Below are 24,069 nucleotides of genomic sequence, written 5' to 3' on the forward strand. Positions count from 1 at the left end.
GGCGCCCGGCGGGACGGCGAACCCTCCGGGCCGCGGCGCCGGCGGGCCGGGCGGAGCGGGTGGGCCGGGCGGGCCGGCCGGGGCAGGCGGACCCGATGGTCCGCGGAAGGGCTGCGGTCGGCCGGGGCCCTCGGCTCGAGCCATCGACGGTCTCCCTCGCTGCTCGACTCCCCCGTCACCGGAGTCCGGAGCGGGAGGGACGCCCGGTGGCCGCTCGGGCTGGCACTGGCGAGGGCCGGACGCCGCATTCGTCCGGAACCCTAACCATCGTCCGGAGGATCTCCTCGGCCGGGCGACGACGCGCAGCCGACGCCCGGGTTGCTCCTGCTCACCCGTTCGGACGCTCACCCCGGACCCATGCGTGCGGGGGGGCCACCCGTCGCGGCTCGCGAGGGGCGTCAGAAGCGGGGTCGCCACGGCCGGAACGGGAGGATCGGCGGATGCATCTCGAGAACGTCGTCCGGGACGCCCGCGACCCGGAGCTCCTCGGCCGCTTCTGGGCCGCCGCGCTGGGCGCCGACCCGTTCGACGGCGCCTGCTCCCGCCTGCACCTCGGCGGCGGCGCCTGGCTCGACCTGTGCTTCCAGCCCGTCCCCGACGCCCCGACCGACGACCCGCGCCTCCACCTCGACCTCCTCGGCGGGCACCGGCAGGCCGCCGTCGTCGAGGAGCTCCTCGCCCTGGGCGCCACGCACGCCGACATCGGCCAGGGCGACGTGCCGTGGGTGGTGCTCGCCGACCCCGAGGGCACCCCGTTCTGCGTGATGGACGAGCGCCCCGAGTACACCGCGACCGGCCCGCTCGCGGCCCTGCCCCTCGACAGCGCCGACCCCGACCGCGACGCCGCGTTCTGGGCCGCCCTCACGGGCTGGGTCCCGGTCGAGGGCACCCCCGGCACCCGCGCCCTGCGCCACCCCGCCGGCGTCGGACCGCTCCTCGAGCTCTGCCCGGAGACCTCCCCGCACACCGCGAAGAACCGGCTGCACCTCGACGTCCGGAAGGACACGGCCGACGACGAACCGCCCCAGGGCGCCCGGAGGATCCACGACCCCTATGACCTGCCCTGGGTCGTCTACGCCGACCCGTCGGGCAACGAGTTCTGCGTGCTGGAGCCCTCGGGGGACTGAGCGTCGAGCACCGCGACGGCCAGGTCGGTGACCGTGTCGCCCAGGGCCAGGATCGCCGCCGCCATCTCCGGCGCCGGCACCTCGGCCGACTCCACCGCGGAGAGCACCAGCTCGTTGATCCCCCCGACCAGCGCCTGGGCCAGCCCCACCGCCAGCGCCCGCCCCCGGGTCTGCGACAGCGCGACGAGCCCGTCGGCGAACCGGCCCATCACCTCGCGGCGGGCCGCCAGGCCGGCCGCCCCCGTCGACCCCGGCTCGGTGAGCATCGCGCGCGTCAGCAGGGGGTGCTCGGCCATGGCCGAGAGGTAGGCGCCGGTGACCACCGCGATCTCCTCGCGCACCGGCAGCCCGGTCCCGACGACGGCCGTCGCCGCCTCGGCGATCCGGTGCAGCGGGGACTCGGCGACGACGCGGTAGGTGGCGAGCAGGCACTCCTCGCGGTCGGAGAAGTGCTGGTAGAAGGTCCGCTTGGAGACGCGGGCCCGGGAGACGATGCCCGTGACGGTGACGCTCGCGTAGCCCTGCTCGGCGAGCAGCTCCCCCATCGCGGCGATCAGCCGGTCCCGGTGGTCGCCCCCGGGGGCGGCGCCGGTGCGGATGGCGACCACCACCGGGTGCTCCCCGGAGTCCGCCGTGTGCGCGCTCACAGTCACTGGCCTATGGTACCAGCTCGTACCATCCTGGCTCCCCAGAACGGTACGCAGACGTACCACTCTCGGGAGGCGCAGTGAGCACGACCGCAGGAGAACGGCCCCATCTGTCCGTGGCCATCGTCGGGAACGGCTTCTCCGGACTCGGCACCGCGATCCGGCTCCGGCAGGCCGGCATCGAGGACTTCCTCGTCTTCGAGCGCCACGGCGACGTCGGCGGCACGTGGCGGGACAACTCCTACCCCGGGTGCGCCTGCGACGTGCCCAGCCACCTCTACTCCTTCTCGTTCGCGCCGAACCCGGACTGGAGCCGCTCGTTCTCCGCCCAGTCGGAGATCCACGCGTACCTGCAGCGGGTGTCGGCCGAGTACGGGATCGACCGTTTCACCCGCAACCACCACGAGGTCACCGAGGCCCGCTGGTCGGACGACGACCAGCGCTGGACCGTGACGACGACGCAGGGCACCTGGACCGCCGACGCGGTGGTCCTCGGCAGCGGCGCGCTGAGCGACCCCTCGTTCCCCGACGTCGCCGGGCTCGAGGACTTCGCCGGCGAGGTCTTCCACTCCGCCACCTGGCGCCACGACCTCGACCTGCGCGGCCGCCGCGTCGCGGTGATCGGGACCGGGGCCTCGGCGATCCAGTTCGTGCCGGAGATCGCGCCCGTCGTCGGGCACATGACCGTCTTCCAGCGCACGCCCCCGTGGATCATGCCCCGGCGTGACCGGGCGATCACCGGGGTCGAGAAGTGGGCGTTCCGGCGCTTCCCGGCGCTCCAGCGGCTCAACCGCGAGGCCATCTACTGGGCCCGCGAGGCCTTCGTGTTCGGCTTCAAGAAGCCGTCGCGGATGGCGAAGGCCGCGAAGCTCGCCGAGAAGCACATGCGCACCCAGGTCAGCGACCCGGAGCTGCGCCGCAAGATCACGCCGAGCTACTCGATGGGCTGCAAGCGCATCCTGCTCTCGGACACCTACCTCCCCGCGCTCGACCGGTCGAACGTCGAGGTCGTCACCGAGAAGATCACCGAGGTCAGGCCGCACGCCGTGGTCACCGCCGACGGCGTCGAGCACGAGGTCGACACGATCATCGCCGGCACCGGGTTCTCGATCGCCGACCTGCCCATCAGCCACCGGGTGTTCGGCCGCGACGGACGTTCGCTGGCCGAGCACTGGGGCGACACGATGTTCGCCCACAACGGCACGATGATCGCGGGCTTCCCCAACCTGTTCACCCTGCTCGGGCCCAACACCGGGCTCGGGCACAACTCGGTCGTCTTCATGATCGAGTCGCAGATCAACCTCGTCATGGACGTGCTGCGCCGGCTGCGGACCCGCGCCGTCGGGGCCGTGGAGCCCCGCCAGGAGGCCCAGGACCGCTTCGTCGCCGAGATGCAGCGCCTCACGGAGGGGACGGTCTGGACCGACGGCGGATGCTCGTCGTGGTACCTCGACGGCCACGGCAACAACTCCGCCCTCTGGCCGACGTTCACGATGCCCTTCCACCGACGTCTCAAGCGCATGGTGCCCGCCGAGTACGTCCTCACCCCCGCCCGCACCCAGGAGCACGCATGACCTACGACATCCGCGGCAAGGTCCTCTTCATCACCGGCGCGGCCCGCGGCATCGGCGAGGAGACCGCCCGCCAGGCGGCCGCGAAGGGCGCGCGCGTGGCGGTCGTCGGGCTCGAGCCCGAGCGCCTGCAGCGCCTCGCCGGCGAGCTCGGCCCGCAGCACACGTGGGCGACCTGCGACGTCACCGACCAGGCCTCGCTCGACGCCGCCGTCGCGCACACCGTCGCCGAGCTGGGCGGGATCGACGTCGTCGTCGCGAACGCCGGCATCGCCAACCAGGGCACCGTCGCCGAGAGCCCGGCCGATGTGATCGCCCGGGTCATGGAGGTCAACCTCATCGGGGTGGCGCGGACGGTGTCCGCGACGGTCGCCGAGGTCGAGAAGCGCCGCGGTTACTTCCTGCTCGTCTCCTCGCTCGCCGCGTTCACGGCGCTGCCCGGCATGGCCGCCTACTGCGGGTCCAAGGCCGGCGTGGAGAACTACGGCAACGCGCTGCGCTTCGAGCTCGCGCACCGCGGGATCGGGGTCGGCACCGCGCACATGGGGTGGATCGACACCGACCTGGTCCGCGACGTGAAGGCCGACTCGTCGACCTTCGAGGACACCCTGCGCAAGCTCCCGCCGCCCCTGGGCAGCATCGCGACCGTCGAGGAGTGTGGCCGCGGGTTCCTCGAGGGCATCGCCCGCCGCAAGCGCCGGATCTTCGTCCCGAAGTCGGTCGGCCTGCTCGCCGCGCTGCGCCCGATCACCTTCTCCTGGCTCGGCGACCTGCCGATCCTGGCGCAGGCGAAGACGATGGTCCCGAAGCTGGAGGAGCAGTTCCGCGCCTCGGGCCGCCAGTTCGGCCGCACCTCGGTCGGCATGGGCGACGACCGGGAGACGGGCGCCCCGCAGGCCCCGGGCCGGGTCTCGCAGGCCTGACCTCCGGGGACGACGCCCGCGGGCGTCGGCTCCCGGCGACCGGACGAACGGCCCGCTCGTCACCGGAGAAGGTGACGAACGGGCCCTTCGTCCTCGTCGAGGAACCGTTCAGTGAACCGACCCTCATTGAAATCACGGGTAGCTGACGCCAGGTCGGGCACTCTGCGGAGATGACCGCCGACCTCGCCACCGGGCCCGTCTTCACCGACGAGTACTGGGTCGACCCGTACGCCCGCCTCTCGGCGCTGCGGGAGGTGGCGCCGGTCCGCGAGGTCGAGATGCCCGAGGGCGGCTCCACCTGGCTGCTCACCCGCTACGCCGACTGCCGGGCCGCCTTCACCGACCCGCGGTTCGCGAAGGACTTCCGCTCGACGATGCCGCCAGAGCAGCGCCCCGCCGAGCCGCTGATCCCCGGCCCGGCCGGCCACATGCTGCTGCTCAACGACCCGCCCGTGCACACGCGGCTGCGCAAGCTCGTCGTGCAGGCGTTCACGGTGCGCCGGATCGCGGCGCTGCGCCCGAAGATCGAGGCCATCGCCACCTCGCTGCTCGATCAGACGGCCGGGGCCGCGGAGGTCGACCTCGTCACCGACTACGCCGTGCCGCTGCCGATGGCCGTGATCTGCGAGCTCCTCGGCGTGCCGATCGACGACCGCGAGGCCTTCGCCCGCTGGTCGAACACGATGATCGACAACTCGCCGCAGGAGGAGAAGCACCAGGCGCAGGTGAGCCTCACGGCCTACCTGTCCGAGCTCGTCGAGACCCTGCGCGCGCAGCCGGACGACGCGCTGCTCTCCGGGCTCATCGCCGCCGCCGACGAGGACGACAAGCTCTCCGGCGACGAGATCGTCGCGATGGGCATGATCCTGCTGATCGCCGGCCACGAGACCACGGCCAACCTCATCACCAACAGCGTCTTCGCGATGGTGCGCGACCCCGCGCTGCGCGACCGCCTCGTCGCCACCCGCCAGGCCGGGGAGTCGCTCGCGCCGATGGTCGAGGAGTTCCTGCGGTGGGGCTCGCCGGTGGCCAACGCGCCGCTGCGCTTCGCCACCGAGGACGTCGAGGTCGGCGGGGTCACCATCCCGCGCGGCGCCGTCGTGACGCTGTCGGTCGCCGCCGCCAACCGCGACCCGGAGCGCTTCGACGCCCCCGAGCTCTACGACGACGACCGCGACCAGACCGGGCACCTCGCCTTCGGCCACGGCATCCACTTCTGCCTCGGGGCCTCGCTGGCCCGGCTCGAGGGCGAGATCGCGCTGTCCGCCCTGCTCGACCGCTTCCCCGGGATCGAGGCCGCGGTGCCGACCGGGGAGATCGTCTACCGCCACAGCGTGCTCATCCACGCGCTCGCCGCGCTGCCGGTGCGGCTGTCACCCGCGTAGCGCCTCGCTGCCAGACTGGTCGGCATGGGTGACCAGCGGTGGGTGCTGGCGGTCGACCACGGCACGTCGACCACCACGGGGGCCGTGGCCGACGTCGACCCGGCCGACGGGTGGACGCGGGTCGCGACGGTGGCCGTGGACGGCGGCGCGTCGCTGCCCTCGGTGGTGCTCTCGCGCACCGACGGGACGGTGCTCGCCGGCCGCCCCGCCCTGGAGGCCGCGCACGCCGACCCGCAGGCCGCCGTCCTGCGCGGCCGGTCCTACCTCGCCTCGGCGACCGGCGGTCGCGACGACGCCCTGCTCGCGACCTGGCCGCGCCCCACCACCGCGGTGAACGTGGCGACGGCCCTCGTCGCGCGGATCCTGCAGGCCGAGGTGGGCCGTCGCGGCACCGCGCCCACCACCCTCACGCTCGTCCACCCCGCGTCGTGGACCGACCCGTCGGCCGGGCCCGCGGCGCTCGCCGCCGCCGGTCGCTCGGCGCTGGGGGTCGTGCCCGGCGGCGCCGACACCGAGATCGCGCTGGTCCCCGGGCCCGAGGCGGCCGCGGTGCGCCTCGGCGGCGGCGGACCCGTCGTCGTGGTCGACCTCGGCGGTGGGGGCACCGAGGTCGCGATCGTCGACCGCACGGAGGCCGACGGCGGCACGACGACCGCGTCGGTGCGCCCGGGCGCCCGGTACGTCGACGTCGGCGCCGAGGCCCTCGACGACGCGCTGACCCAGCTCGTCCTCGACCGCGCCCGCCCCGCGCTGGCCGACCGCATCCGCTTCAGCGGCGACCCCGAGGCCCACCGCGCCTGGTTCTGGCTGCGCCGCGGGGTGCACGAGGCGAAGGCCCGGCTGGGCTCCGACGGGTGGGTCGACGTCGCGGTGCCGGTGCTGCCGCCGGAGAACCCGGGCCCGGGCACCGTCCGGGTCACCCACACCGACCTGGGCCCGCTGTTCGCCCCCGCGCTCGAGCAGGTGGGGGCGGCGGTGGTGGAGGTCCTCGGCGCCGAGGAGCGCCCGCCGATGCTGGTGCGCGGCGGCGTCGCGTCCCTGCCCGGGGTCCGCGACTGGCTGGCCGCCCGGACCGGGTGCGCCCTCGCCGGGTCCGACGACCCCGGCGCCTCGTCCCCGGCCGGCCTGGTCTGCGGCGCGGCCGCGTGGGCGGCGGCTCGGGCGGGCCTCGGCCGCTAGGCCCGGTGTCAGCACTGCGGCCTTGCTGACACTGGACGTCACGATCGCCGCCACCACGGGTACCCGCCCCCCATGGAGGGCGACGCCGTACACCGCGCGGCCGCGCGCCTGTCCACCCTCGCCGGCGCGACCGTCGTCCGCTCCGACCTGCGCCACGCCGCCCTGGCGACCGTCGACCTCCGCGGCGCCGTGCTCGCGGAGACGAAGGCCCACGGCAAGCACCTGCTCACCCGGCTGCGCCTGCGCGACCGCGACCTCACCCTGCACTCGCACCTGCGCATGGACGGCTCCTGGACGATCGTCCGCAAGCACCGCCCCGACGGCCGGCCGGCGCTGCCCCGCCACCTCCTCCCGCAGTTGCGGGCCGCGATCACCCTCGACGACGACCGCAGCCTCGTGGGGCTCGGCGTCCCGGTGCTGGCGCTGCTCGACACCCGCGAGGAGCACCGCGTCGTCGGCCACCTCGGCCCCGACGTCCTCGCCGAGCAGCCCACCGCCACCCAGGAGCACTTCGACCTCGACGAGGCCCTCGCCCGCCTGGGCAAGGACCCGCACCGGCCCCTCGTCGAGACCCTGCTCGACCAGCGCGGAGTCGCCGGCTTCGGCAACCTCTGGGCCGTCGAGCTGTGCTTCCTGCGGGGGCGCTGGCCGTGGACCCCGGTCGGCGAGGTCGAGCTCGAGCCGCTGCTCGCCCTCGGCCGGAAGATGATCACCCACTCGCTCGAGCACGGCACCGGCATGACGACCACCGGAGTGAAGCGACGGGGTCAGAATCACTGGGTGACCGGCCGCTCGAACCGCCCCTGCTACCGCTGCGGCACCCTGATCCGCTTCCGCCCCGCCACGGGCGCGATGCACGCCCGCGAGGTCTGGTGGTGTCCTTCCTGCCAACCGGCGCCATGATGGTCCGCGTGGACACGCCCCCCGAGCCCCGGATCGGGGACCGCGAGCGTCGCGAGGTCGACGAACGGCTGCGCCGGGCCCAGGACGCCGGGATGATCACACTCGCCGAGTACGACGAACGCGCGCAGGCCTGCTACGCCGCCCGCTACCGCCGCGACCTCGAGCCCCTCGTCGCGGACCTTCCCGACGATGCCCCGGCCCCGTCCCCGCCGGCGGAGCGCGGGACGGCCGTCGTCGAGCCCGCCTGGCACACCGACACCCGCACCCCGGAGCAGCGCCGGCAGCGCGGGTTCAAGGGACTGCTCGTGGCCGCCGTCATCGGCGTCGCGGCGATCGTCGCGCCCGGGGTGCTCTCGGCCGACAACGGCGCGGCGGTGTTCGGCAGCCGCGTCGTGCAGGTGGCGCCGGGGCAGACCGACGTCGCGGTGGGCGTGCTGTTCGGGTCGACGAAGGTGGTGGTGCCGGACGGGACGCAGGCCTCCACGTCGGGCACGACGATCTTCGGGTCCACGAACTGCGACACCGCCTGCGCGCCGGAGCCGCCCGGTGCCCCGCAGGTGCAGGTCTCGGGGCGCGGGGCGTTCGGCAGCGTGCAGGTCCTCACCGCCTCCGAGTTCGCGCAGGACCGCGCGGGTGACCGCGACCGCGACGACGACTGACGCCACCCCCACCGGGGAAGTCGATCGCCATGGCAACTGCTGAGGACATCGACCGCGCGACCGACCCGAAGACCGACTGGGTGGCCGAGCACGTGCAGAAGTACGTGGCGTCCGGCGGCACCGAGGGTCACGAGTGGAACGGCGTCCCGACGCTGGTGCTGGCGACCACGGGGAAGAAGTCGGGCGAGCCCCGCCGCACCGGGCTGATCTACGGCGTCGCCGGCGACGAGGTCGTCATCGTCGCCTCCAAGGGCGGCGCTCCCGAGGACCCGAAGTGGTACGAGAACCTGCTGGCCGAGCCGCACGCCGGGCTGCTGGTGGGCACCGACAAGTACACGGCCGTGGCCCGCACCGCGAACGACGACGAGTACCAGGCGCTCTGGGACCGGATGGCGCAGATCTGGCCCCAGTACGACGACTACAAGAAGAAGACCGACCGCCAGATCCCGATCGTGCTGCTGCGCCGCGAGAGCTGAGGACCGAACGGCCCTCCCGCGCGCCCGGAGGCAGCGGGAGTGCCGCTCGCTCCGTCGGGGCCGGCTACGGCGGCGGGAACGCCTCCGGGTCGGCCACCGCACCGATCACGACGACGGCCGGCGGGCGCAGCCCCGCGGCGGCGATGGCCGACGGCAGCTTCGCGAGCGGGGCCCGCGCCAGCGCCTCGCCGGGCAGCCCGCCCTCCTGCACGGCGACGGCCGGGGTCTCCGGGTCCCGCCCGCCCGCGACGAGCGCCTCGGCGATCGCCCCGATGTTCTCCACGGCCATGAGCAGGACGATCGTGCCGGTGAGGCGGCCCAGGGCCGCCCAGTCGACCAGCGACTGCGCGTGCCCGGGCGGCAGGTGCCCCGACACCACGACGAACTCGTGGGTGATCCCGCGGTGGGTCACGGGGACGCCGGCGAAGGCGGGCACCGAGATCGCCGAGGTGACACCCGGGACCACGTCGACCGTGACCCCGGCGGCCACGCAGGCCTGGATCTCCTCGTAGCCGCGCCCGAACACGAACGGGTCGCCGCCCTTGAGGCGCACCACGCGGTTGCCGGCCAGGGCCTCGTCGACCAGCACCGCGTTGATCGTGTCCTGGCTCATGTAGCGCCCGCGGGGGAGCTTCGAGGCGTCGATGACGGTGACGTCGGGCGGCAGCTCGTCGAGCAGGGCCTGCGGCGCGAGCCGGTCGGTGACGACGACGTCGGCCTGGGCCAGCGCCTGGCGCCCGCGCACCGTGATCAGCCCGGGGTCGCCGGGCCCGCCGCCGACGAGCGTGACCCCGGGGTCCTGCGCCCCGCGGTGGCGCCGGTCGGCGAGGGTGCCGCTGCGCAGCGCCTCGACGACGCCGTCGCGGACCCCGGCGGCCCGCCGCGGGTCGCCGCCGCCGATCACGGCGACCGTCACGTCGTCGTACCGGCCGACGGCGGGCGTCACCGCGGTGCCCTCCTCGGCGGAGTCGGCGCGCACGCAGAACACGCGCGACCGCTCGGCCTCGGCGGCGACGGCGGCGTTGACCGGCGGGGCGTCGGTGGCGGCCACGCAGTACCAGGCCCCGTCGAGGTCGCCGTCGGCCCAGGGCCGGTCGACCCAGGTGATCTCGCCGGAGCTCGCGAGGGCCTCGAGGGCGGTGGTGAGGGCCGGGCTGACCACCACGACGTCGGCCCCGACCTCGAGCAGCCCCGCCACCCGGCGCTGCGCAACGGACCCGCCGCCGGCGACGACGACCCGACGGCCGCGGAGCTCGAGCCCGACGGGGTAGAGCGTGCTCACGTGGTTCCTTCCGCAACGGCTTTGCTGTCGACCCCGGCGCTGTCGAAGGTGGCGACCTCGCCGAGCGCCCGGGCGGCGGCGGCGACCAACGGAGCCGCCAGGAGCGCTCCGGTCCCTTCGCCGACCCGCATCCCGAGGTCGAGCAGCGGCTCGAGCCCCAGGTGGGTCAGGGCCAGGGTATGGGCAGGCTCGACGGAGCGGTGCCCCGCCAGCCACGCGTGTGACGCACTCGGGGCGAGCGCGTGCGCGACGAGCGCCGCCGCGCCGGCCACGACCCCGTCGACGACGACCGGCGTGCGCAGCGCCGCGCCGCCCAGCAGCAGCCCCGCGATCCCGGCGATCTCGAGCCCGCCGACCGCGGCGAGCGCGCCGAGGGGGTCGTCGGCGGCCGCGGTCGTCCCGAGGAGCCCGTGCCGCTCCAGCGCCGTCCGGACCACCGCCGCCTTGTGCGCCAGCATCGCGTCGTCGATCCCGGTGCCCCGGCCGGTCACGACCTCCGGGGACGCCCCGGTGAAGGCGCTCACCAGCGCCGCGGACGCCGTCGTGTTCGCGATGCCCATGTCGCCGGTGACGAGCAGCCGGTTGCCCGCCGCGACGAGGTCGCGGGCCACCTCGACCCCGACGACCAGCGCGGCCCGGGCCTCGTCGCGCGACATCGCCGGGCCCGCCGTCATGTCGGCCGTCCCCGCCCGGATCCGCCGCGGCAGCAGTCCGGGCGCCTCGTCGACCGGGGAGGCGACCCCGACGTCCACGACGACGACCTCGGCCCCCACCTGGTTCGCGAACGCGTTCACCGCGGCGCCGCCGGCGAGGAAGTTCGCCACCATCTGCCCGGTGACCTCCTGCGGCCACGGCGTCACCCCCTGGGCGTGCACCCCGTGGTCGCCGGCGAACACCGCGACCACGGCGGGCTCGGGCACCGGCGGCGGGCAGGTCCCCGCGAGCCCCGCGAGCCGGACCCCGACGTCCGCGATCCGCCCCAGGGCCCCCGGCGGCACCGTCATGCGGGTCAGCCGCTCGCGGGCGGCGGCCTCCCCCTCGGTGACGTCGATGTCGGCGCAGGCGGCGACCGCGTCGTCCAGCGCGTCGCCCCCGGGGTGCGCGCCCCACGTCCCCTCGTGCACGGCCCACTCCAACGGTCGTCGTCGCGCCCAGCCGGCGCTCTCCAGTTCGGGTCCCGCGGCGAACTCCCCGACGTGCCCGACGCACAGGTACGCCACGATCTCCAGGTGTTGCGGCAGGCCCACCCGCTCGCCGAGCAGGGCGGCCAGCTCGCGCTCCCGGAAGAACGACACCCAGCCCACGCCGAGCCCCTCGGCCCGCGCGGCCAGCCACAGGTTCTGCACCGCGCCCGCCACCGAGTGCGCGGCCATCCGCGGCTGCGTCGCCCGCCCGAGGACGTGCCGGCCGCCGCGGGTGGGGTCGCAGGTCACGACGACGCCGACCGGCGCCTCCCGGATCGCCTCGATCTTCAGCCCGGCGAACGCCCGGGCCCGGGCGGCGGGCAGCGAGGCGGCGAACGCCGCGCGCTGGGTCTCCGCGAGCGCGGCCAGCTCGGCGCGCAGGGCCACGTCGCGCAGGACGAGGAAGTCCCACGGCTGGGAGAACCCGACGCTCGGGGCGAGGTGCGCAGCGGCGAGGACCCGGCGCAGCACCGCGTCGTCGACCGGCTCGGCGGTGAAGCCGGTGCGGACGTCGCGGCGGGCCGCGAGCACCCGTCCCAGGGCCGCGGCGTCCCCCGGTTCGAGCGCGCTCACGCCAGCACCTCGGCCAGAGCGGCGACGAAGCCGTCGGAGGTCGTCCGGTCCCGGACGGCCACCCGCAGGTGCTCGCCGTCGAGCCCCGGGAACGTGTCGCCGCGACGCACCGCCCAGCCGCGGTCGCGCAGCGCCTCCCGGACGTCGGTCCGCCCGGGGGTGCGCAGCAGCAGGAAGCTCGATGCCGGCGTCCCGCGCACCTCCACCCCGGCGACCTCGGCGAGCAGAGCGCGGAGGTGGTCACGGTCGGCCCGCAGCGCGACCGCCGCCCGGTCGGCCTCGGCGAGCGCGGCCGTCGTCGTGCAGGCCCGGATCGCGTCGAGCGCCGGGGTCGACACCGACCAGGGCGGCGCGGCGGCGGCCAGCCGCGCGACGAGGTCCTCGTCGGCCAGCACGTAGCCCACCCGCAGGCCCGCGAGCCCCCAGGTCTTGGTGAGGCTGCGCAGGACGACGAGCCCGGGCAGGTCGGTCCGCGCCGCCAGCGACTCGGGCTCGCCCGGCACCGTGTCGGCGAACGCCTCGTCGACCACGAGGGTGCGACCCGGCCGGGCGAGCGCGGCGAGCGTCGCCGCCGGGTGCAGCACCGAGGTCGGGTTGGTGGGGTTCCCGACGACGACGAGGTCGGCCTGCTCGGGGACGTCGCGCGGGTCCAGCGTCAGGTCGCCGTCCAGGATCACGCGCTCCACCGTGTGCCCGGCCGCGCGCAGCGCCGCCTCGGGCTCGGTGAACTGCGGGTGCACGACGACCGCGCGGCGCGGGCGCAGGGCCCTTGCGAGCAGCACGAACGCCTCGGCCACCCCCGCCACCGGCCACACCTGCGCCGGGTCGCGGCCGTGCGCGTCGCCCGCCGCGGCCCGGGCCGCCGTCGCGTCGGGGTAGGCGGCGAGCCCGCCCAGCGACGCGACGAGGCGGTCGGCCAGCCACCGCGGCGGCGTGCCCGCCCGGACGTTCACGGCGAGGTCCACCAGCCCCGGCCCGACCTCGACGTCGCCGTGGTGGGCGAGGTCGAAGTCGGCCGGGGCGATGCCCGTGTCGGTGGGGGCGGGCGTCACCGCACCTCGTCCACGGGCGCCGAGTCCACCCGGACGCGGCCCGCGCCGCGCAGCAGGACCGCCTCCGCCGCCGGGACGGACGCGGCCAGCACCGAGGTCACCGCCCGGGGGGCGGCACCGGGGTCCCAGCCCTCGGCGTCCATCCGCGCGAGGAGCTCGAGCGCGAGAGTGTCGACGCGGGCCGCGAGCTCGGCGCTCGAGCGGACCGGACGCGCGCCGAGGTGGTCGACCTGGAGCGCGGCGTCCTGCCCCAGGCAGGCGGCCGCGAGGGTCGCGCGGAGGTCGTCGAGCAGCCGGTCGCGCGCCGCGGGGCGCGGACAGGCCGGTCGGCGGCGCAGCGAATGGGGTCCCCGGGAGAACGGGGGACGGGGGTCGGGAGCGCGCGTCATCGCAGGCCTCTCTCGGGTTCCTCGCCCGATCGGCCGCCGGCCCTCGTCTGGTCGGCGGCATGGTGGCACCTCGCGACGGCCGGAGTCTCCTGGCTCCCGGATCGGTGCTCGCCCCGGCCTTCCCGCCGGTTGCCCGGCCGTGGCCTCGCGTGGGGTCTGCTCCCCGGTGACAGTGGCGGGACCGCGCCGGATTCACACCGGCTTCCTCCGCGTCCGTCGACGGGTGAGCCGACCACACCCGGGCCGGGGGGTCAACGACTTGTATGCAAGTCGGCCCCGGACGACCCCGGGTGGAGACTCAGCGCAGGATGCCCTGGCGGAACCCGCGGGCCACCGCGTCGGCGCGGTCCCCGGCGCCGAGCTTGCGGAACATGCGCCGCGCGTGGGTCTTCACCGTGTCCTCGGCGAGCACGAGGTGCGTCGCGATCTCGGAGTTGGACAGGCCCTCGGTCATGCCGAGCAGCACGTCGAGCTCGCGGCGGGAGAGCGCGGTGGTGGCGGGCCGGCGCCCGCCCGGCCCGAACGGCCGCGGGCCCTCGCCCGAGCGCAGGAACCCCCGGGCGCCGCGCTGCAGCGCCAGGTCCGCGAGCCGGTGCTCCGCGTCGCGCCCGACCCCCGGTCCGCCGACGACGAGGACGGCCAGCTCCGGCGCCGCCGCCCGCACCGCGTCGACCGCGGCCACCCAGCCGGCGGTCCCCGGGCCCTCGTCCGGGTCCTCGACGGCCACCACGACGAGGTCGGGGCGCTCCCGGGTCAGCGCGGTGAGCCCCTCGGCGGCCGTCGCGCCGTGCACCACGTCGAACCCGGGGTCGAGGCAGCGCGCCACCCGCTCCCGCGCGTCGACGTCCGGGGCCACGATCAGGCACACCGCCATCCGGGCTCCTCCTCCGGGCCAGTTGGCGAGCAGGCTCCCACACGGTTCCCACACACTCGACGTCGCCCCGCCGACACGTTAAGTGACATCACCCGGTCGGGTCGGCGTGGGCGCTAGTCCGGGCGTCGCACCCGCAGGCCGCCGACCGGCCCACCGCCGCCGACCACGGGCGGGGACGCCACCGCGACCAGCGCCTCGGGTGCGGGGACCCCGCGGCGGGCCAGCACGTCGAGCAGCACGGGCCCGAGCGCCCGGGCCTGGCCGTCGTCGACCTTCGCGGCGAGGGCGCTGCCGTCGGGGAGGCCGGCGATCAGCACGCCCTCGGCGCCGCCCTTCGCGACGACCCCCGGCACGCGTGCCATGAGCACGGTGTCGAGGCGCCCGGTGCCGGCCACGAGGTGCGGGTGCGCCCGCATCGCGGCCGCGACCCGGCCCGGTGCCGAGCCCTCCGCAGCGTGCGCGAGGCCCCAGGGGAGCCGGGCGAGGTCGACCAGCGTGGTGGCGAAGGCGGGGGCGCCGCACCCGTCGGTCGACGCGGCCAGTACCGGACCGGCGAGGGCGGCGACGGCGTACCGGCACGCCCGCTGCAGCGGGTGCTCCGGGTCGAGGTAGCCGGGGTCGCCGCCCGTCGCCGCGAGCATCGCCGCGTGCTTGCCCGAGCAGTTCATCGCCAGCGGCGACGCCGTGTGCCCCGCGGCGAGGAACGCCCGCATCGCGTCGGTCCCCAGCGGCAGGTCGGGGACGCAGCGCAGCGCTCCCGGGTCCAGGCCGTGCCGCGCCAGCAGCGCGGTGACGGCGGCGAGGTGCTCGGGCTCGCCGCTGTGCGACCCGCTCGCCAGCGCGGTCTCCGCCCCGGTGAGCTCCACCCGGTCGAGCACCGCGGCCGTCTGGGCGGGCTTGAGCGCGGACCGGGCGTAGACGGGCCGCCCGACGTCCCCGGCGGTGAGCACCGGCGCGCCGTCGGGGTCGAGCACCACGAGCGAGACGGCGTGCACCGACTCGACGACCCCGCCGCGGACGACCTCCACCACCACGGGTGCGGGCACTAGAACGCCGCCCGCTCCGCGAGCCGCCGGGCCTCCCCCGCCCGCTCCTCGGCGTCCTCGACGCGCGGGTCGCCCCACCCGTCGAGGCCGCCGACCACCTCGCCGGTGTCGGCGATGTTGGTCCCGACCAGGGTCGACGCCGCCTCGGCGGACGCCGCGGCCAGCAGGGCGGCGGTCACCGCGTCCCCGGTCAGGGCGTCGGGCCCGTGCTCGGCCAGCGCGGCCGCGATCTCGGTGACCCGGCACGCGGCGGCCAGCACGTCGAGCGGGACCTGGACGATCGCCTCCGTGGCCCCGGCCGCGCCGCCCGGGGACTTCCGGGCGGCGAGGAACCCGGCGTAGGCGGCGACGTCGTCGTCGGCCAGCACGAGGGCCCGCGTGCGCAGGGCCTCGAGCTCGTGGGCGAGGTCGTTCGCGGCCGGGTCGGTCCGGGCGGCGCCCAGCGCGACCTTGCCGGCGAGCCCGGCGGCCAGCGCCGTCGTCGCGGCGGCCGTCGACCCCGCCGCCGGTCCGGGCCCGCGCGCCGCCAGCGCGGCGGCGAGCTTCCCGAGCGGCACTGTCCCGAGCGAGTCGGCCACGGTCGACCTCCGGTCGTGTGCGGTTCGGCTAGAACAACCCGACGATCGTCCCGTCGGACAACACGTCGATCGAGTGCGCGGCCGGGTTCTTCCCGAGGCCGGGCATGGTCCGCATGTCCCCGCAGATCGGGTAGACGAACCCCGCGCCCACCGACGCCCGCACCTCGCGGACGGGCATGCGCCAGCCGGTCGGGGCGCCGAGCAGCTTCGGGTCGGACGAGATCGACAGGTGCGTCTTCGCGATGCACACCGGCAGGTCCGAGAACCCGTTGCGCTCGTAGAGGTCGATCGAGGTGTTCGCCGCGGGGGCGTAGTCGACGCCGTCGGCGCCGTACACCTTCGTCGCGACCGTCTCGATCTTCTCCCGCAGCGTGGCCCCGTCGGGGTAGAGCAGCTGGAACTGCGACGGCTCGTCCGCCGCCTCGGCCACGGCCTCGGCGAGCTCGGCCGCGCCGCGCCCGCCGTCGGCGAAGTGCGTCGACACCGCCGCGCGGGCGCCCATCGACTCGGCGATCTCCTTGATCGCGGCGTGCTCGCTCGGGTGGTCGGTGGGGAAGGCGTTGATGCAGACCACCGGGGAGACGCCGTGGATGCGCATGTTCTCGATCTGCTTGCGCAGGTTCGCCCCGCCGGCGTGCACCTCGTCGGGGTTCTCCGCGAGGAGGGCCTCCGGCAGGTCCTTCCCGGCGACGATCTTGTGGTTACCGCTGTGGGCCTTGAGCGCGCGCACGGTCGCGACGACGACGGCCGCGTCGGGCGTCATCCCCGACGCGCGGCACTTGATGTTGAAGAAGCGCTCCGCGCCCATGTCGGCGCCGAACCCGGCCTCGGTGACGAGGTAGTCGCCGGCGTGGATGCCGATGCGGTCGGCGACGATCGAGGAGTTGCCGTGGGCGATGTTGCCGAACGGCCCGGCGTGCACCAGCACCGGCGTGTTCTCGAGGGTCTGCATGAGGTTGGGCTTGAGGGCGTCGCGCATCAGCGCCGCCATGGAGCCGGCGCCGCGGATGTCCTCGGCGGTGACCGCGTCACCGTCGCGGGTGTACCCGACGACGATGCGCCCGAGCCGGGCGCGCATGTCCTCGAGCGAGGTCGACAGCGCCAGGATGGCCATCACCTCGGAGGCCGAGGAGATGTCGAAGCCCGACTCGCGGGGCACCCCGTCCATCCGCCCGCCGAGCCCGGTGACGACGTTGCGCAGCGCGCGGTCGTTCACGTCGAGGACCCGGCGCCAGGTGACGCGGTACGGGTCGAGGCCGGTGGCGTTGCCCTGGTAGAGGTGGTTGTCGAGCACCGCGGAGAGCATGTTGTGGGCGCTCGTGACGGCGTGGAAGTCGCCGGTGAGGTGGAGGTTGAACTTCTCCATCGGCACCACCTGCGAGTAGCCCCCGCCCGCGGCGCCGCCCTTGATCCCGAACGTCGGCCCCATCGAGGGCTGCCGGATAGCGATCACGCCCCGCTTGCCGACGTGCGAGAACGCCTGGCCGAGCCCGACCGTCGTCGTCGTCTTCCCCTCCCCGAGCGGGGTCGGCGTGATCGCGGTCACCACGACGTACTTGGCCCGCGGGCGGTCGGCCATGACGTCGATCGCGTCGAGCTCGATCTTGGCGACGTCACGCCCGTGCATCTCCAGCAGATGCGTCGGCAGGTCCATGGCCGCGGCGACGTCGTCCAGCGGCTTCAGCGTCGCCTTCTGCGCGATCTCGAGGTCGGACGGGATGCTCATGACCGATCACACAAGCAGACGGGCGCCCGTAGGTCGACGTGAAGTGACCTCGCGCCTACCGCACGCACCCGGCCCGGATCGTCGGAGACAGTGGGTACGTGGGCCCGACGACGTTGCTGATCCAGATCGCGCCGATCTTCGCCGTGATCGCGATCGGTGCGGTGGCGGGGCGGTGGGAGCGGTTCTCCGAGTCCGCCGCCGCCACGCTCAACGACCTCGTCTACTTCCTGGCCCTGCCCGCCCTGATCTTCGACTCGGTGGCGGAGGCCGACCTCTCGGCGGGCGTCCCGGTCGCCGCGATCGGTGTGGCGTTCGGCGTGCTCCTGGTGGGCTACGCGCTCGGCGTCCTCGCCGCGCGCCTGCTCCGGATCCCGCTGCGCGAGGCCAACGCCGTCGGCGTCGTGGGGTCCTGGGGCAACGTCGGCTACCTCGGGATCCCGCTGACGATCACCGTGCTCGGACCGGCGACGGGCTTCCCGGCCGCCCTGGTCTCGACGATCCACACCGCGCTGGCCATCTCGGTGTTCCTCGTCGCGGCGACGCTGATCGACCGCGATCGCTCCTCGCGCGGCCTGCTCGCCCGCACGGTGGCCCGGCGCGTCCTGGGCAACCCGATCGTCATCGCGATCGTGCTGGGCCTCGTCGTCGCGATCGCCGGATGGCAACTACCGCGGCCCGTCGCGACGACCGTCGAGCTGATCGGGGCCATGGCCGCCCCGGGCGGGCTCTTCGCGCTCGGCATCCTCCTGCGGGGGGCGGTCGGCGCCCTGCGCGGCGGGAGGTTCGGCGGCGTCGTCGTCGCCGTGGTGCTCAAGCTCGTCGTGATGCCCGCGCTCGCGATCGGGGCGGTGCACCTGTTCGCGGTACCGGCCCCGTGGGCGGCGGTGATCGTGCTGATGTGCGCCCTGCCCGACGCCGCGACGGTCTTCGTGCTGATGGCGCAGTACCGGACCTGGTACCGCGAGAGCACCGCCGCCGTGGTGATCACGACCGTCGGGTCGGTGGTGACGCTGCCCGTCGTGCTGCTGCTCGCGCTCTGACCCGGCCCCGCCCGGGGAGGCCGGGCGGGGGCAGGCAACGACTGGTTCTGGCGCGTCAGTTCTGGGGAGCGAGCCAGAGCCGGCGGCGCTCCTCGTGGGTGCGCGCGTCCGAGATGCGGTCGACCGCGGCGGCCTGCTCGGCGCTCGCGGTGCCCATGGCCACGGCCCGCTCGGCGGCGGCCATGTCGCGGTCGGCCTTCGCCTCCGCGTTGTCGTGGGGCATCGGAGCGATCATCCCGCGGCGGGCGTCCTCGGGCTCGGCCGAACGTCCCGGTGCCTCCGTCGTGCCGGACTGCTTGCTCACGTCCATCACTCCTCGAATCCTCGGTGCCTGATGCTCAAGCACCGCTGCGACGGGATAGACGCAACATGCGCGCAACAATCACCGCTGTGTCCCAACGAACTGCGGCCGGAGTGGTGCTCACGGGCGGGCGGTCCCGGCGCATGGGACGCGACAAGGCGGCGGTGCCGTGGCGGGACGGCACGCTGCTCGACCACGTGCTGGCGGTCCTGACGACGGCCCTGGGCGGGCCGCTGGTGGTGGTCGGTTCCGCGGACTCCCCCGGCCCGGCCGCCGGCCCGCGGGTGCTCCCGGTCGTCGACGACGAGCCCGGGCGCGGCCCGCTGCAGGGCCTCGCGACGGGGTTGACGGCGGCGGGCCGGGCGGGCGCCGAGGTCGCGTTCGTGTGCTCGGTCGACCTCCCCCTGCTCCACCGGTCCTACGTCACCGCGGTGCTCGGGGCGCTCGGGACGGCCGAGGTCGCCCTGCCGGTGCTCCACGGCCACCGCCAGCCCCTCGCCGCCGCGTACCGGACCGCGCTCGGCCCCCGCGCCACGGCGCTCCTCGCGGGCGGGGCCCGGCGGCCGGCCGAGCTGTTCGCCGTGAGCGACGTCCGGGAGCTCACGGCCGCGGACCTGCTCGACGATCCCGACCTCGCGGCCGCCGACCCCGAGCTCGACGCCGTCCGCGACGCCGACACCCCCGACGACCTCGCCGAGCTCCGGGCCCGGGACGAGCGCCGGTCCCCCTGAGCCCCTGAGCACCGCCCGGAGTCGCGGGCGTCGGCGACCCGGCGGACGATGCGGGGGTGCCGCCGCCCGCCACTCCCGCCGCCCCTGCCCGCCCGCTGGGGCGGGCGGTCGTCGGGCTGGCCCTGCTCGCGGCCCTGGCGACCGGGTGCGGCGACTCCTCCCCCGCGCAGATCCCGCCCGGGCAGTCGTCGGGCCCCGGCGCGGTGCAGGGCCCGGCCGTCGAGGCCCGCAGCCCCGATGCGGCGCGCTCCAAGCTGCGGCTCGCCCTGGCCGACCCCTGCTACACCTCGCCCGACCCCCGCGCGGTGTGGCCGCGCTGCGGGCGCTGGGTCGAGGAGTCGGCGTCGGTGGCCCGCACCGCCGGCAACGCCCTGCCCGACGACCCCGCGGTCACGACCGCCGTCGCCGCGATCACCTCGGCCCGCGACACCTACGTCGGCCGCGGGTGCCCGGCCACCGCCCCGGGCGGGACGGTCGACGTCGGCGCCTGCATCGGCTCGCTCGTCACGGTCCGCACCGCCGTCGAGGGCTTGAGGGCCGCCCTGGCGTAGCCGGTCCCGAGGGTCCGGTCCGCCGCCGCGCGTCACTAGGCTCGCCGCCATGACGAGCCTGGAGGACCCGGCGGTCCGCGACTTCCTCGCCCACGGCACCCGCACCGGCAAGCTCGGCTGGACCGCGAGCGACGGCCGCCCGCTCGTGGCGCCGATCTGGTTCCTGGTCGAGGACGGCACGCTGGTGTTCAACACCGGGAGCGACACCGCGAAGGGGAAGGCGTTCGCCCGCGACCCGCGCGTGGTGCTCTGCGTCGACCTCGAGGAGCCGCCGTTCGCGTTCGTCCAGGTCCAGGGCACCGTGACGCTCTCGGAGGACCCGGACGAGCTCCGGCGCACCGCCACCGCGCTCGGTGCGCGCTACATGGGCGCCGACCGGGCCGAGGAGTTCGGGGAGCGCAACGGGGTGCCCGGGGAGCTCGTCGTCCGGATCACCCCGACGAAGGTGATCGCCGCGCTCGACATGACCGCGTGACGGTCCCCCCGCTCGCGCGGCGGCTCGGCCTCGAGCCGCACCCCGAGGGCGGCTGGTTCCGCCGGATCTGGGCCGCGCCGGCCACCGTGCACCCGCCCGGCTATCCAGGCGAGCGCCCGACGGCGACCGCGATCCACTACGTGCTCGGCCCCGGCGAGCGCTCGGTGTGGCACCGGGTGCGCTCCGACGAGCTCTGGCTCTGGCAGGGCGGCGGAGTGCTCTCGCTGTGGATCGGGGACGCACCGGAGGGCGGGGACGAGCACCGGCTGGGGCCCGACGACGAGCTCTCGGCCCTCGTCCCGGGCGGGAGCTGGCAGCGCGCGGAGCCCGCGGGCGACCACGAGGTGCTCGTGACCTGCGTGGTCTCCCCCGGGTTCGACTTCGCCGACTTCGAGGTCGAGGCCCCTTAGCTGATCAGCCCGGCGCCGGCTCGCCCTCGACGGGCGCCGGCTCCGCGGCCGGGGCCTCGGCCGCCGGTTCCCCCGCGGGGGCGGGCACCTCGCCCGCGGCCCCGGGCTCCGGGGCCGCCGGGGGCACGGTCGCCTCGCCCGAGGCGGTCGGGGCGCTCGTCGTCGTCGACGTCGGCGTGGCGGCCGACGTGGTCGGGGCGGCGGTCGTCGTGCCGGCCTGCTGGCCCTCGCCCGTGGCGGTGGTCCCCGGGTCGGTGCCGGCCACCGGCACGAACTCCCCGAACGTCTGCTTCGGCGTCCCCTGGATGACGCCGTTCATGAAGTTCTGCCAGATGTCGCTCGGGATGCCGTGGCCGTAGATCGGGCGGCCGTCGGGGTACTGGATCGGCGTGTTGTCGTCGGTGCCGACCCACACCGAGGCGACCACCGAGGGCGTGTAGCCGACCATCCAGGCGTCGTTGTTCTGCTCGTCGAGGTGCGACTGCACCGTGCCGGTCTTGCCCGCCGCGGGCCGCCCGCCGACGAGCTCGGCGCCGTCGTAGGTCGGGACGTCACGCATGGCCTCGGTGACGTTGCGGGCCACCTTGGGGTCGATGCGCTGCTCGCCCTGGTCGCCGGCCTGGTCGTAGAGGACCTCGCCGCTGGCGGTCGTGACCTTCTGGACGAGGTGCGGCTTGTGGTAGACGCCGTCGTTGGCGAACGTCGCGTAGGAGGCGGCCATGTCGACCGGGGTGACCTCGACGTTGCCGAGCGCGAGCCCCGAGTTCGGGTTGTCGAGCTTGGCCGTGATGCCGGCCTGGCGGGCGGCGTCTGCGACCGCCTGCGGGCCCACCTCGTTGCCGAGCGCGGTGAAGACCACGTTGTTCGACAGCGTCATGGCCTTCTTCAGCGAGCAGTTGCTGCAGTCGGCGCCCTCGACGTTGCGCACCGTCTTCCCGGGAACCTGCTGGCCGTCGAACTGGGTGCTGATTCCGATCGGCGGGTTGTGCTGCAGCGCAGCGAGCAGGACGAACGGCTTGAAGGTGGAGCCGGCCTGCTTCTTGACCTGGGCGTAGTCGAGACCCGCCCCGTTGTCGCCGCCGTAGTAGGCGAGCACCGCGCCGGTGCGGGGGTCGATCGAGACCGCCGCGGTGCGCAGGTTCGCGGGCTTGCCCTTCAGCTCCTCGCGGACCGCCTCGGTGGCGTCCTCCTGGGCCTTCGGGTCGATCGTCGTCTGGATCTGCAGCCCCTCGGTCACCAGGGCGTCCTCGTCGATCCCGAGGCTCTCGAGCTCGTCCTTGACCGCGTTGTAGATGTGGCCGCGGTCGTCGTCGGGGACACCGTTGCCGGTCTTGCGCGGCGGCACGGTCGTCGGGAAGACCGCGGTGGCGCGCTCGACCGGGGAGAGCCAGCCGGAGCTGACCATCCCGTCCATGACGTAGGTCCAGCGACGCTGCGACCCGTCCAGGTTGACCGCCGGGTCCCACTGCGACGGCGCCTGAATGAGCCCCGCCATCATCGCGCCCTCCGCGGGCGTGAGCGCCTCGACGGACTTGCCGAAGTAGGCCTGCGAGGCCGCCTGGATGCCGTAGGCGCCGCGGCCGAAGTAGATGCTGTTGAGGTAGTCCTCGAGCACCTGGTCCTTCGAGTACTCCTGCGTGATCTTCGCCGAGATGATCAGCTCGCGGAACTTGCGGAGGTAGGAGTGCTCCGAGCCGACCATCGCGTTCTTGACGTACTGCTGGGTGATGGTCGAGCCGCCGCCCTGGCCGCCGGTGAGCTGCTTCCAGGCGGCGAAGGCGATGCCGGAGACGTCGAACCCGGAGTTCGTGTAGAAGGTGCGGTCCTCGGCGGAGAGCACCGCGCGCTGCACGGGGAGCGGCACCTGGGCGATCGACACCTTCTGCCGGTTGCCCTGCTCGCCGGGGGCGACGCGGGCGAGCACCGTGCCGTCGGAGAAGGCCACGGTGTTGAGCTGGCTCTCCACCGCCGCGTCGGCGTTCGGCACGGGGATGAGCAGGAAGCCGAGCACGAGCGTGAGCGCCGGGACGCCCACCGCGGTCGCGAGCACCGCGTAGCCCATGCGCCGGCGGCGGCGCCAGAGCCGGGCCGCGACGGGCAGCGACTCGCCGTCCTTGCCGTCGAGGTAGGACTGCACGTGGCCGTCGACCCAGCGCCCGGCGAGCACCAGGCGCTCGCCCCCGGGCCAGCGCCCGACCTTCACGGCGACCGCGGCCATCAGGGTGGCCACCGCGGCGGCCAGCCGCCCCCGCGGCGGCGCCGACCGCTCCGGCGTCTCCGCCGTGGCGGTGCGCCCCCGGGCGGCACGGGTCCCGGTGGCACGGGTCCCGGTGGCACGGGTCCCGGCGGCCCGGCTCAGGCCGTCGCGACCTGCGGCTCGCCGCTCGGCGCGCGTCTGCGTCGACTGTGGGGTGCGGCGGGCGGTCCCGGTCGAGGTTCCCGACGAGGCCCGGGTCGGCTTCGCGGCGATGTCCTCCGCCGGGGCGTCGGCGACCGTGCCGTCCATGCCGCCGGACTTGCCGTCGTCGCCGGTCCTGCCGTCCTTGCCCACGGCGGGCGCGATCGCGGTGCCGTCGGGAGTGCGGGAGGGCTCGCGACCCGGGGCGGCGGGCTCGCCGGCCGTCGTCGGGCGGCCGGACGCCCGGGTGGCCGAGCCGGTGGCTGAACCGGCCGAGGCCGAGCCCGTGGCGGGGGGCGCCACCGGGGCGGGGCCGTCGGACCCCTTGGTGGCGGTGCGCGTGGGCGGGGTCGCGGTCGGGGCGGACCCGGCGACCGGGGTCGAACCGGCGGCGGGGCGACCGGGCGTGGCCGTCGTGTTGGAGCCGCCCGGGCCACCGGCGGTGCGCGTGGGCGGGGTCGCGGTCGGGGCGGACCCGGTGACGGGGGGCGCACCGGGGGCGGGTCGACCGGGCGGGGTCGCGGTCGGGGCGGACCCGGCGACCGGGGTCGAAGGCGCGGGCGGACGACCGGGCGGGCGCCGCGGTGCG

Annotated in this window: 24 protein-coding genes, 1 pseudogene and 1 riboswitch; of the genes and pseudogenes, 14 read left to right on the plus strand and 11 right to left on the minus strand. The window is 75.6% G+C overall.

Annotated features, from left to right (window positions below):
• Window positions 1-440: 440 nt before the first annotated feature.
• Window positions 441-1,127, plus strand: a complete 687-nt coding sequence (locus ACFPBZ_RS28150) for a VOC family protein (protein WP_378039427.1) — start codon at window positions 441-443, stop codon at window positions 1,125-1,127.
• Here ACFPBZ_RS28150 and ACFPBZ_RS28155 read toward each other — a convergent pair.
• Window positions 1,073-1,780 carry a TetR/AcrR family transcriptional regulator gene (locus ACFPBZ_RS28155; protein ID WP_378039428.1) on the minus strand — a complete coding sequence of 236 codons (708 nt, stop codon included), beginning with the start codon at window positions 1,778-1,780 and terminating at the stop codon, window positions 1,073-1,075. The two genes, ACFPBZ_RS28150 and ACFPBZ_RS28155, sit on opposite strands and share 55 nt — an antisense overlap.
• 110 nt (window positions 1,781-1,890) lie before the next feature.
• Here ACFPBZ_RS28155 and ACFPBZ_RS28160 point away from each other — a divergent pair, with 110 nt between their 5' ends.
• The 7 genes from ACFPBZ_RS28160 (at window position 1,891) to ACFPBZ_RS28190 (ending at window position 8,870) form a co-directional block, all read left to right on the plus strand.
• Window positions 1,891-3,348, plus strand: a complete 1,458-nt coding sequence (locus ACFPBZ_RS28160; protein WP_378039429.1) for a flavin-containing monooxygenase — start codon at window positions 1,891-1,893, stop codon at window positions 3,346-3,348.
• Window positions 3,345-4,268 carry an SDR family oxidoreductase gene (locus ACFPBZ_RS28165; RefSeq protein ID WP_378039430.1) on the plus strand — a complete coding sequence of 308 codons (924 nt, stop codon included), beginning with the start codon at window positions 3,345-3,347 and terminating at the stop codon, window positions 4,266-4,268. Before ACFPBZ_RS28160 ends, ACFPBZ_RS28165 begins: the two co-directional genes overlap by 4 nt.
• Window positions 4,269-4,438: 170 nt before the next feature.
• Window positions 4,439-5,653: a cytochrome P450 family protein gene (locus tag ACFPBZ_RS28170; RefSeq protein WP_378039431.1), complete on the plus strand. Its 1,215-nt coding sequence runs from the start codon at window positions 4,439-4,441 to the stop codon at window positions 5,651-5,653.
• Between the two features lie 24 nt (window positions 5,654-5,677).
• Entirely contained in the window at window positions 5,678-6,832 is a 1,155-nt protein-coding gene (locus tag ACFPBZ_RS28175; protein WP_378039432.1) for a hypothetical protein, read from the plus strand.
• A gap of 72 nt (window positions 6,833-6,904) precedes the next feature.
• Complete coding sequence (locus ACFPBZ_RS28180) at window positions 6,905-7,735, plus strand: DNA-formamidopyrimidine glycosylase family protein (RefSeq protein WP_378039433.1); 831 nt, start codon at window positions 6,905-6,907, stop codon at window positions 7,733-7,735.
• An 8-nt stretch (window positions 7,736-7,743) separates the two neighbouring features.
• Window positions 7,744-8,394, plus strand: a complete 651-nt coding sequence (locus ACFPBZ_RS28185; protein ID WP_378039434.1) for a DUF1707 SHOCT-like domain-containing protein — start codon at window positions 7,744-7,746, stop codon at window positions 8,392-8,394.
• A 29-nt stretch (window positions 8,395-8,423) separates the two neighbouring features.
• The gene (locus ACFPBZ_RS28190; protein WP_378039435.1) at window positions 8,424-8,870 is read left to right on the plus strand and encodes a nitroreductase family deazaflavin-dependent oxidoreductase; all 447 of its coding nucleotides are present in this window, start codon (window positions 8,424-8,426) and stop codon (window positions 8,868-8,870) included.
• Between the two features lie 64 nt (window positions 8,871-8,934).
• Here ACFPBZ_RS28190 and cobA read toward each other — a convergent pair whose 3' ends face one another.
• From cobA to ACFPBZ_RS28230, 8 genes are all read right to left on the minus strand, one after another.
• The gene (cobA, locus tag ACFPBZ_RS28195; protein ID WP_378039436.1) at window positions 8,935-10,152 is read right to left on the minus strand and encodes a uroporphyrinogen-III C-methyltransferase; all 1,218 of its coding nucleotides are present in this window, start codon (window positions 10,150-10,152) and stop codon (window positions 8,935-8,937) included.
• A complete protein-coding gene (gene cobT, locus ACFPBZ_RS28200; RefSeq protein WP_378039437.1) occupies window positions 10,149-11,909 on the minus strand; it encodes a nicotinate-nucleotide--dimethylbenzimidazole phosphoribosyltransferase in 1,761 nt (586 codons plus the stop codon). Before cobT ends, cobA begins: the two co-directional genes overlap by 4 nt.
• Complete coding sequence (cobC, locus tag ACFPBZ_RS28205) at window positions 11,906-12,961, minus strand: Rv2231c family pyridoxal phosphate-dependent protein CobC (protein WP_378039438.1); 1,056 nt, start codon at window positions 12,959-12,961, stop codon at window positions 11,906-11,908. Before cobC ends, cobT begins: the two co-directional genes overlap by 4 nt.
• The gene (locus ACFPBZ_RS28210; protein WP_378039439.1) at window positions 12,958-13,350 is read right to left on the minus strand and encodes a hypothetical protein; all 393 of its coding nucleotides are present in this window, start codon (window positions 13,348-13,350) and stop codon (window positions 12,958-12,960) included. Before ACFPBZ_RS28210 ends, cobC begins: the two co-directional genes overlap by 4 nt.
• Window positions 13,351-13,433: 83 nt before the next feature.
• A riboswitch (cobalamin riboswitch) is annotated at window positions 13,434-13,557 on the minus strand.
• A gap of 91 nt (window positions 13,558-13,648) precedes the next feature.
• Window positions 13,649-14,224 carry a helix-turn-helix transcriptional regulator gene (locus ACFPBZ_RS28215; protein WP_378039440.1) on the minus strand — a complete coding sequence of 192 codons (576 nt, stop codon included), beginning with the start codon at window positions 14,222-14,224 and terminating at the stop codon, window positions 13,649-13,651.
• 113 nt (window positions 14,225-14,337) lie between these two features.
• Window positions 14,338-15,270: an asparaginase gene (locus tag ACFPBZ_RS28220; protein WP_378039441.1), complete on the minus strand. Its 933-nt coding sequence runs from the start codon at window positions 15,268-15,270 to the stop codon at window positions 14,338-14,340.
• On the minus strand, window positions 15,270-15,848 hold the full coding sequence (locus tag ACFPBZ_RS28225; RefSeq protein WP_378039442.1) for a cyclodeaminase/cyclohydrolase family protein: 579 nt from the start codon (window positions 15,846-15,848) through the stop codon (window positions 15,270-15,272). The genes ACFPBZ_RS28220 and ACFPBZ_RS28225 overlap by 1 nt, the downstream gene beginning before the upstream one ends.
• A 28-nt stretch (window positions 15,849-15,876) precedes the next feature.
• On the minus strand, window positions 15,877-17,574 hold the full coding sequence (locus ACFPBZ_RS28230; RefSeq protein WP_378039443.1) for a formate--tetrahydrofolate ligase: 1,698 nt from the start codon (window positions 17,572-17,574) through the stop codon (window positions 15,877-15,879).
• A 98-nt stretch (window positions 17,575-17,672) separates the two neighbouring features.
• On the opposite strand from ACFPBZ_RS28230, the gene ACFPBZ_RS28235 reads away from it, so the two are divergent.
• A complete protein-coding gene (locus tag ACFPBZ_RS28235; protein WP_378039444.1) occupies window positions 17,673-18,614 on the plus strand; it encodes an AEC family transporter in 942 nt (313 codons plus the stop codon).
• Between the two features lie 55 nt (window positions 18,615-18,669).
• On the opposite strand, the gene ACFPBZ_RS28240 is transcribed toward ACFPBZ_RS28235, so the two are convergent.
• On the minus strand, window positions 18,670-18,918 hold the full coding sequence (locus ACFPBZ_RS28240) for a hypothetical protein (protein ID WP_378039445.1): 249 nt from the start codon (window positions 18,916-18,918) through the stop codon (window positions 18,670-18,672).
• A gap of 65 nt (window positions 18,919-18,983) precedes the next feature.
• Between ACFPBZ_RS28240 and mobA the strand changes: the two genes are divergently transcribed.
• From mobA to ACFPBZ_RS28260, 4 genes are read left to right on the plus strand one after another with little or no spacing between them, the layout of a single operon-like run.
• Complete coding sequence (mobA, locus tag ACFPBZ_RS28245) at window positions 18,984-19,646, plus strand: molybdenum cofactor guanylyltransferase (RefSeq protein ID WP_378039446.1); 663 nt, start codon at window positions 18,984-18,986, stop codon at window positions 19,644-19,646.
• A gap of 56 nt (window positions 19,647-19,702) precedes the next feature.
• Window positions 19,703-20,197 (plus strand): hypothetical protein, encoded by a 495-nt coding sequence (locus tag ACFPBZ_RS28250; protein WP_378039447.1) that lies wholly within the window; start codon window positions 19,703-19,705, stop codon window positions 20,195-20,197.
• 49 nt (window positions 20,198-20,246) lie between these two features.
• On the plus strand, window positions 20,247-20,672 hold the full coding sequence (locus ACFPBZ_RS28255; RefSeq protein WP_378039448.1) for a PPOX class F420-dependent oxidoreductase: 426 nt from the start codon (window positions 20,247-20,249) through the stop codon (window positions 20,670-20,672).
• Window positions 20,669-21,082 (plus strand): cupin domain-containing protein, encoded by a 414-nt coding sequence (locus ACFPBZ_RS28260; RefSeq protein ID WP_378039449.1) that lies wholly within the window; start codon window positions 20,669-20,671, stop codon window positions 21,080-21,082. The genes ACFPBZ_RS28255 and ACFPBZ_RS28260 overlap by 4 nt, the downstream gene beginning before the upstream one ends.
• 4 nt (window positions 21,083-21,086) lie before the next feature.
• Here ACFPBZ_RS28260 and ACFPBZ_RS28265 read toward each other — a convergent pair whose 3' ends face one another.
• The gene (locus ACFPBZ_RS28265) at window positions 21,087-23,588 is read right to left on the minus strand and encodes a transglycosylase domain-containing protein (protein ID WP_378039450.1); all 2,502 of its coding nucleotides are present in this window, start codon (window positions 23,586-23,588) and stop codon (window positions 21,087-21,089) included.
• Between ACFPBZ_RS28265 and ACFPBZ_RS28270 the strand changes: the two are divergent.
• Window positions 23,587-24,069, plus strand: a pseudogene (locus tag ACFPBZ_RS28270) (hypothetical protein); the annotation flags it as partial. The gene ACFPBZ_RS28265 and the pseudogene ACFPBZ_RS28270 sit on opposite strands and share 2 nt — an antisense overlap.

The organism is Actinomycetospora atypica, from assembly GCF_042653685.1.
In the GTDB taxonomy this organism is placed as follows: domain Bacteria; phylum Actinomycetota; class Actinomycetes; order Mycobacteriales; family Pseudonocardiaceae; genus Actinomycetospora; species Actinomycetospora atypica.

What these genes read in the sequence shown, in the direction of transcription:
- ACFPBZ_RS28150 (WP_378039427.1), top strand. Translation starts at nt 441, where the DNA reads ATGCATCTCGAGAACGTCGTCCGGGACGCCCGCGACCCGGAGCTCCTC.
- ACFPBZ_RS28165 (WP_378039430.1), top strand. Translation starts at nt 3,345, where the DNA reads ATGACCTACGACATCCGCGGCAAGGTCCTCTTCATCACCGGCGCGGCC.
- ACFPBZ_RS28170 (WP_378039431.1), top strand. Translation starts at nt 4,439, where the DNA reads ATGACCGCCGACCTCGCCACCGGGCCCGTCTTCACCGACGAGTACTGG.
- ACFPBZ_RS28175 (WP_378039432.1), top strand. Translation starts at nt 5,678, where the DNA reads ATGGGTGACCAGCGGTGGGTGCTGGCGGTCGACCACGGCACGTCGACC.
- ACFPBZ_RS28180 (WP_378039433.1), top strand. Translation starts at nt 6,905, where the DNA reads ATGGAGGGCGACGCCGTACACCGCGCGGCCGCGCGCCTGTCCACCCTC.
- ACFPBZ_RS28190 (WP_378039435.1), top strand. Translation starts at nt 8,424, where the DNA reads ATGGCAACTGCTGAGGACATCGACCGCGCGACCGACCCGAAGACCGAC.
- ACFPBZ_RS28210 (WP_378039439.1), bottom strand. Translation starts at nt 13,350, where the DNA reads ATGACGCGCGCTCCCGACCCCCGTCCCCCGTTCTCCCGGGGACCCCAT.
- ACFPBZ_RS28215 (WP_378039440.1), bottom strand. Translation starts at nt 14,224, where the DNA reads ATGGCGGTGTGCCTGATCGTGGCCCCGGACGTCGACGCGCGGGAGCGG.
- ACFPBZ_RS28230 (WP_378039443.1), bottom strand. Translation starts at nt 17,574, where the DNA reads ATGAGCATCCCGTCCGACCTCGAGATCGCGCAGAAGGCGACGCTGAAG.
- mobA (WP_378039446.1), top strand. Translation starts at nt 18,984, where the DNA reads ATGCGCGCAACAATCACCGCTGTGTCCCAACGAACTGCGGCCGGAGTG.
- ACFPBZ_RS28255 (WP_378039448.1), top strand. Translation starts at nt 20,247, where the DNA reads ATGACGAGCCTGGAGGACCCGGCGGTCCGCGACTTCCTCGCCCACGGC.
- ACFPBZ_RS28265 (WP_378039450.1), bottom strand. Translation starts at nt 23,588, where the DNA reads ATGGACGGCACGGTCGCCGACGCCCCGGCGGAGGACATCGCCGCGAAG.